The organism is Microbacterium sp. LB12, from assembly GCF_037150835.1.
Lineage (GTDB): Bacteria > Actinomycetota > Actinomycetes > Actinomycetales > Microbacteriaceae > Microbacterium.
In genome coordinates, this window is sequence record NZ_JBBCPF010000008.1 from 156,253 (window position 1) to 162,934 (window position 6,682).

The 6,682-nt window shown below is 67.8% G+C and carries 4 protein-coding genes and 2 riboswitches; all 4 genes read right to left on the reverse strand.

The window, feature by feature from the left end; all coding sequences use genetic code 11:
- Positions 1 to 22 precede the first annotated feature (22 nt).
- The 4 genes from WFM69_RS14995 to gcvT all read right to left on the reverse strand — a co-directional run bounded on the left by WFM69_RS14995 (position 23) and on the right by gcvT (position 6,246).
- A complete protein-coding gene (locus tag WFM69_RS14995) occupies positions 23 to 1,645 on the reverse strand; it encodes a peptide ABC transporter substrate-binding protein (RefSeq protein ID WP_337006036.1) in 1,623 nt (540 codons plus the stop codon).
- 215 nt (positions 1,646 to 1,860) lie between these two features.
- On the reverse strand, positions 1,861 to 4,695 hold the full coding sequence (gcvP, locus tag WFM69_RS15000; protein ID WP_442928448.1) for an aminomethyl-transferring glycine dehydrogenase: 2,835 nt from the start codon (positions 4,693 to 4,695) through the stop codon (positions 1,861 to 1,863).
- 61 nt (positions 4,696 to 4,756) lie between these two features.
- Entirely contained in the window at positions 4,757 to 5,134 is a 378-nt protein-coding gene (gcvH, locus tag WFM69_RS15005; protein ID WP_337006040.1) for a glycine cleavage system protein GcvH, read from the reverse strand.
- Positions 5,131 to 6,246 (reverse strand): glycine cleavage system aminomethyltransferase GcvT, encoded by a 1,116-nt coding sequence (gcvT, locus tag WFM69_RS15010; RefSeq protein WP_337006042.1) that lies wholly within the window; start codon positions 6,244 to 6,246, stop codon positions 5,131 to 5,133. Before gcvT ends, gcvH begins: the two co-directional genes overlap by 4 nt.
- Positions 6,247 to 6,300: 54 nt before the next feature.
- Positions 6,301 to 6,399: riboswitch (glycine riboswitch) on the reverse strand.
- Between the two features lies 1 nt (position 6,400).
- Positions 6,401 to 6,495, reverse strand: a riboswitch (glycine riboswitch).
- Positions 6,496 to 6,682: the final 187 nt, after the last annotated feature.

Below are 6,682 nucleotides of genomic sequence, written 5' to 3' on the forward strand. Positions count from 1 at the left end.
GGTTCAGATCAAAGCGGGAGTGTTACTCGCCGGCCTTGGTGATCTTGTACACGATCGGCCAGCTGTCCCATCCGTACTCGACGTTGTCGACGAGCGTGGAGAAACCGGCGTTGGTCGAGCGGTACCACAGCGGCAGGACGGGCAGGTCCTTGAACAGAACCTCCTGAGCCTGCTCGAAGAGCTTGTTGCCCTCTTCGACCGAAGGAGCCGTGGCACCCTCCTGCACGAGCTTGTCGTACTCGGGGTTGGAGTAGTCGCCGTCGTTGGAACCGGCGCCCGTGATGAACAGCGCACCCAGGATGTTGTACGCACCCGGGTAGTCGAACTGCCAGCCCGAACGCGTGGCCGCGTTCAGCGTGCGGTTCTTGATCTGCTCACGCAGCGTCGCCAGGTCGGGGAAGGACTGACCAGCGGCGTCGATGCCCAGCGTGTTCTTGATCTGGTTGGAGACCGCGTCGACCCACGGCTGGTGTCCGCCATCGGCGTTGTACGCGATGGTGAACGTGCCGCTCCACGGGGAGATGGCGTCGGCCTGAGCCCACAGCTCCTTCGCCTTGGCGGCGTCGGCGTGCGTGACCTCGGAACCGGCGATGTCGTCGTTCCACCCGGCGATGACCGGCGAGGTGTAGTCGACGGCCGGGGTACGGGTGCCCTCGAAGATCACGTCGGTGATCTCATCGCGGTCGATCGCGTAGGAGATGGCCTGGCGGCGCAGGTTGCCCTCTTCGTCGTTCGCGAAGTGCTCGAGGCGAGCCGGAATCGTCAGGCCCTCCCAGATCGCGGCCGGCTGGTCGACGGCACGGTCGCCCAGGTCGTCCTTGTACGTGGCCAGAGCCGTCGGCGGCACGCCGGGGTTGATCACGTCGAGGTTGTCCGAGAGCAGGTCGGTGTACGCAGCCTCGGCGGTCGCGTAGCTGACGAGGTCGACTCCACCGTTCTGCGCCTTGCGCGGACCGTCGTAGTTGTCGTTCGGGAGAAGCGAGATCACGGAGTCGTGCTCCCACTTGTCGAGCACGTACGGGCCGTTGCCGACGGGTGCCTGACCGAACGCCTCAGGGTCCTTGAAGAAGGACTCGGGCAGCGGCGCGAACACCTGGTAGCCGAGCGTGGTCGGGAAGTCCGACTGCGGAGCGGCGAGCTCGACGGTGAACGTGGTGTCGTCGACGACCTTGAGTGCGAGGGAGTCTTCCTTCACCTCGTCGGCGCTGTAGCCGGAGAAGTTCGCGAACCACCACTGGTTCTCGAAGGCGGGGTCGGACGCGGCGTACTGCCAGGCCTCGACGAAGGAGTCGGCGGTGACGGGGGTGTCGTCGCTGAACTTCTCGCCTTCCTTGATCTTGATGGTCCAGGTCTGGTTGTCGTCGGACTCGATCGAGTCGGCGAGGTCGTTCGCGAGCGAGCCATCGGCTTCGTAGTACACGAGTCCCGCGAAGATGTTCTGCAGAACGAGTCCGCCGCCGACCTCGTTGGTCACAGCCGGGAGAAGCGGGTTCTGCGGCTCGTTGCTCTGAACCGTGACGATGCCGGTCGACGCGTCGCCGCCTTCACCGCTGCCGTTGTCTCCGCCGGATGCGCAACCTGCGAGCGCGATGGCTCCCACGGCAAGCAGAGCGGTGCCCGCGAGGGCAGTCCTGTTTCTTTTCACTTTTCGTCCTCCTGTGGACACGGGGGTTCTGCACGCTCATCATCGAGCAGGCAGGGATACCTGAGCGTAACCCGACACGCGTGCAACCACGGCCCTCAGCTAACGAACTGTTACTGAGTGGTGACCAACGGAAACATCGCGGAAACACCCGGAAACACGAGACGGTGCTGCGCTCCCACAGAAGCGCAGCACCGCCTGCTCAGATGCGCAGAAACTCAGGCGAATGCCTCCACCGGAGGGCACGCGCACACGAGGTTGCGGTCGCCGTACGCCTGATCGATCCGGCGCACGGGCGGCCAGTACTTGCCCGCGATCAGGGCGTGCACGGGATACGCGGCGTCCTCGCGCGTGTAGGCGTGATTCCACTCCCCCGTGATCAGCGACGCCGCGGTGTGCGGGGCGTGCACGAGCGGATTGTCCTCCGCGGGCCAGCGCCCAGCGGCCACCGCCTCCGCTTCGGCCTTGATCATGACCATGGCCTCGATGAAGCGTTCGATCTCATCGAAGTCCTCGGACTCGGTCGGCTCGACCATCAAGGTGCCGGCGACCGGGAACGACATCGTCGGCGCATGGAAGCCGTAGTCGATCAGGCGCTTGGCGACATCGTCGACAGTGATCCCGGTGGCCTCCTTGAGCGGCCGGAGATCGAGGATGCACTCGTGTGCCACGCGACCGTTCTCTCCCGTGTAGAGCACCGGGAAGTGCGTACCGAGGCGCTCGGCCATGTAGTTCGCGGACAGCACCGCGGCGGCGGTGGCACGGCGCAGACCGTCGGCCCCCATCATGCGCACGTACGCCCACGAGATCGGAAGGATACCCGCGGAGCCGTACGGGGCCGCCGAGATGACGCCGCCGTCGAACGTGAATCCGCCGAAGTGCTCGGCACGCTGCGCGAGCGGGTGCGACGGCAGGAACGGCGCCAAGTGCGCCTTCGCCGCCACCGGCCCGATGCCGGGGCCGCCACCGCCGTGCGGGATCGCGAACGTCTTGTGCAGGTTGAGGTGCGAGACGTCACCGCCGAGGTCGCCGAAGCGGGCATATCCGAGCAGCGCGTTGAGGTTCGCACCGTCGACGTAGACCTGACCGCCCGCGTCGTGCACGGCAGCCGTGATCTCGACGACCTGCTCCTCGTACACACCGTGGGTCGAGGGGTACGTGATCATCAGCGCCGACAGGTCGTCGGCGTGCAGCGCGATCTTCGCCCGCAGATCGTCCAGGTCGACGTTGCCGAGCTCGTCGGTCGCGACGACCACGACCTTCATGCCCGCGAGCACCGCGGAGGCCGCGTTCGTGCCGTGGGCAGACGACGGGATGAGGCACACCGTGCGGTGCTCGTCGCCGTTCGCGTGGTGGAATCCCCGGATGGCGAGCAGGCCGGCCAGTTCGCCCTGCGAGCCGGCGTTCGGCTGCAGCGAGACCGCGTCGTAACCGGTGACCTCGGCGAGCCAGCCCTCGAGGTGGTCGATGAGCTCGAGGTAGCCCTGCACGTCGGCCGCTGGGGCGAAGGGATGGATACCGGCGAACTCCGGCCACGTGATGGCAGCCATCTCGGTCGCGGCATTGAGCTTCATCGTGCAGGAGCCCAGCGGGATCATGCCGCGGTCGAGTGCATAGTCGCGGTCCGAGAGGCTCTTCAGGTACCGCATCATGGCGGTCTCGCTGCGGTGCGCGTGGAACACGGGATGCGTGAGGTAGTCGTCGTCGCGGCGCAGATCCGCGGGCAGGGCGTTCGTGCCGTCGGCGAAGCCGAACACGCGCTCCTGCGGGCCGCCGAACACCATCGCGACCTGGTGCAGCTCGGTCACCGTCGTCGTCTCGTCGACGGAGATGCCGATCGTGTCCGCATCGGCGACCCGCAGCAGGATGCCGTAGCCGTCGTGCGCCTGCGCTGCGTACTCGGCGGCACGCCCGGGCACGCGCACCGACAGCGTGTCGAAGAAGGCGTCGTGCACGACCTCGACACCTGCCTCGATCAGCCAGCCCCGCAGCAGCGCGGCCTTGGTCGCCGCTTCGGAGGCGATCGCGCGCAGCCCGTCGGGCCCGTGGTACACCGCGTACATCGACGCCATCACGGCGAGCAGCACCTGCGCGGTGCAGATGTTCGACGTCGCCTTCTCACGACGGATGTGCTGCTCGCGCGTCTGCAGGGAGAGACGGTACGCGGGCTTGCCGTCGGCATCGACCGACACACCGACGAGGCGACCGGGAAGCTGACGCTCCAAGCCGGAACGCACGGCCATGTATCCGGCATGAGGCCCGCCGAAGCCCATCGGAACACCGAAGCGCTGAGTCGTGCCCACCGCCACGTCGGCGCCGAGCGAGCCGGGCGACGCGATCAGGGTGAGTGCGAGCAGGTCGGCAGCCGCGACCGCGAGAGCGCCGGCGAGGTGCGCGGCGTCGAACACGGCGGCGGGATCCCACACGCGCCCGGATGCACCCGGGTACTGGACGAAGACGCCGAACAGGTCGGCGGGCAGCTCGTCACCCGCGGCGAAGTCGACCGAGACGATGTCGATCCCGAGTGCTTCCGCACGTGTGGCGAGCATGGCTTTCGTCTGCGGCAGGGCATCCGCATCGACCGCGAACACGGTCGATGCGGACTTCGAGGCGCGGCGGGCGAGCAGCATCGCCTCGACGACGGCCGTCGACTCGTCGAGCATCGACGCGTTGGCCGTGTTCAATCCGGTGAGCTCGGAGACCATGGTCTGGAAGTTGATGAGTGCTTCCAGACGACCCTGCGAGATCTCCGGCTGATACGGCGTGTAGGCGGTGTACCACGACGGGTTCTCGAGCACGTTGCGCTGAATCACCTGCGGCGTGATGGTGCCGTAGTACCCGAGGCCGATCATCGGTCGGTTCACGGTGTTGCGGGACGCCAGACTGCGCAGCTCGGCGAGAGCCTCGGTCTCGCTCGCGGCCGCCGGGATGAGCGACTCCGCGTCGGACGGGCCCGTGTAGATGGATGCGGGCACGGCCTGGCGCATCAGCGCCTCGATCGGGCTCAGCGCATCATCTGCGACGGCGGCATCGATGCCGAGAGCATCGAGCATCCTCTGCTGGGCGGCGTCCGTCGGTCCGATGTGACGATCGGCGAAAGTGACCACGGGTGAATCAGCCCTCCGTGAGTGCGACGTAGGCGTCGCGGTCGAGCAGTCCATCGAGCGCCCCGTCGGCGACGGCGACCTTGAGCAGCCAGCCGCCTTCGAAAGGCGCGGCATTGACGAGCGAGGGGTCGTCGACGGCCGCATCGTTGATCTCGACGACGGTGCCGGTGACGGGCGCGTAGAGCTCGCCGACGGACTTGGTGGACTCGATCTCGCCCACGACGGAGCCGGCGGTGACCTCGGTGCCGACGGCGGGGAGCTCGACGAAGACGACGTCGCCCAGCTTCTCGGCAGCGTAATCGGTGATGCCGATGGTCACGGTGTCGCCGTCAGCGGCGATCCACTCGTGCTCTTCGGTGTAGCTGAGGGCGGTGAGATCGGTCATTTGGTCCTCCGGTAGAAAGGCAGGGCGGTCACGGTCGCGGGGATCCTGGTCCCCCGCACATCAAGGAATACTGCGGTTCCCTCTTCGGCGGAAGACGGGTGCACATAGGCCATCGCGATCGGGTGGCCGAGAGTGGGGCTGAGAGCACCGCTGGTGATCTCGCCGAGGGTCGTGCTGGCGTCGTCGACCACGGCGTATCCGGCGCGTCCGGCGCGCTTGCCCTCTGCGACGAGGCCGACCAGCACGGGGGCGTCGACGGTCCCGTCGGAGGCGGAGAGCGCGTCCTTCCCGACGAACCGCTCCTTCGCGGTCACGACCACCCGGCCGAGACCCGCCTGGGCAGGCCGGGTGTCGAGGCTCAGCTCGTGCCCGTAGAGGGGCATGCCCGCCTCGAGGCGCAGCGTGTCCCGAGCGGCGAGGCCGGCGGGGACGAGACCGTGCGCTTCACCCGCGACGAGCAGCGCGTCCCAGAGCGACGCGGCACGGTCGGCGGCGACGAGCAGCTCGAAGCCGTCCTCACCGGTGTAGCCGGTACGGGCGAGCAGCAAGGGAGCACCCTCGTAGCTCGCGGAAGCCCAGGCGTAGTACTTCTGCTCCGCCCACGGCACGCTCACCTCCGTGATCGCATCGGTCGCCGCGAGGATCGCCTCGGAGTGCGGACCCTGCACGGCGATGAGTGCGTAGTCGTCGGAGACGTCGTGCACGGCGACGTCGAACCCCTCGGTGCGGGAGGCCAGCGCTGCGGACACCGCGTCGCGGTTGCCCGCATTGGAGATGATGAGGAAATCGTCGTCCTGCAGTCGGTAGACGATCACGTCGTCGATGATGCCGCCGGACTCGGCGAGCAGCAGCGAGTACTTCGCCTTGCCGATCGCGAGCGCCGAGAGGCGGCCGGCGAGGGCGTAGTCGAGGAAACCACCGGCGTCGGCGCCGCGGACCGTGAACTCGGCCATGTGCGAGATGTCGAAGATGCCCGCGCTCTGGCGCACGGCATGGTGCTCGGCGAGGTCGGAGGTGTAGCGCACCGGCATCTGCCAGCCGCCGAAATCGGTGAAGGATGCACCGAGCGCCTCGTGGCGCTCGCGGAGCGGGGTGTAACGGGGATCGGACATGGAGTTCTCCCGGATGCGGACGGGCGGCACGGCGACGTCGCCATACCTCGGAACTCCCCCTCTGTCATAGGCCTGAGAGCTTCGCCCGCGCGCAGAGGCGGAGCTTTCACCGTCGGCGGATCCGTCCGTGCGGAGGATCGCTTTTCAGAGTGGCCGGAACCGCGCGGTACGCGTACCTGAGAGATTGGCGGGGAGGCTTGCTCCTTCGGTGCCCGGCAACATGCGCCGGGGCTCTCCCGCGTGGGTCATTCGGCCTGTCTTCAGTTGTGCGGCCAGTCTAGCCGGTTCCCTCCCCCGCTCCGGGCCCGCTCAGGCGATGCCGAGTTCGGTGCGGACTTCGTCGCGGAGGCGGCCGAGGTTGTCGGGCTCGGGTGCGGCGCCGAGGAGGGTCTTGGTGTAGTCGTGTTGCGGGTTGAGGATGACGTCGTCCGCGGGT

Coding starts and splice junctions, on each gene's coding strand:
- gcvH (WP_337006040.1), bottom strand. CDS start 5,134: ATGACCGATCTCACCGCCCTCAGCTACACCGAAGAGCACGAGTGGATC.
- gcvT (WP_337006042.1), bottom strand. CDS start 6,246: ATGTCCGATCCCCGTTACACCCCGCTCCGCGAGCGCCACGAGGCGCTC.
- gcvP (WP_442928448.1), bottom strand. CDS start 4,695: ATGCTCGATGCTCTCGGCATCGATGCCGCCGTCGCAGATGATGCGCTG.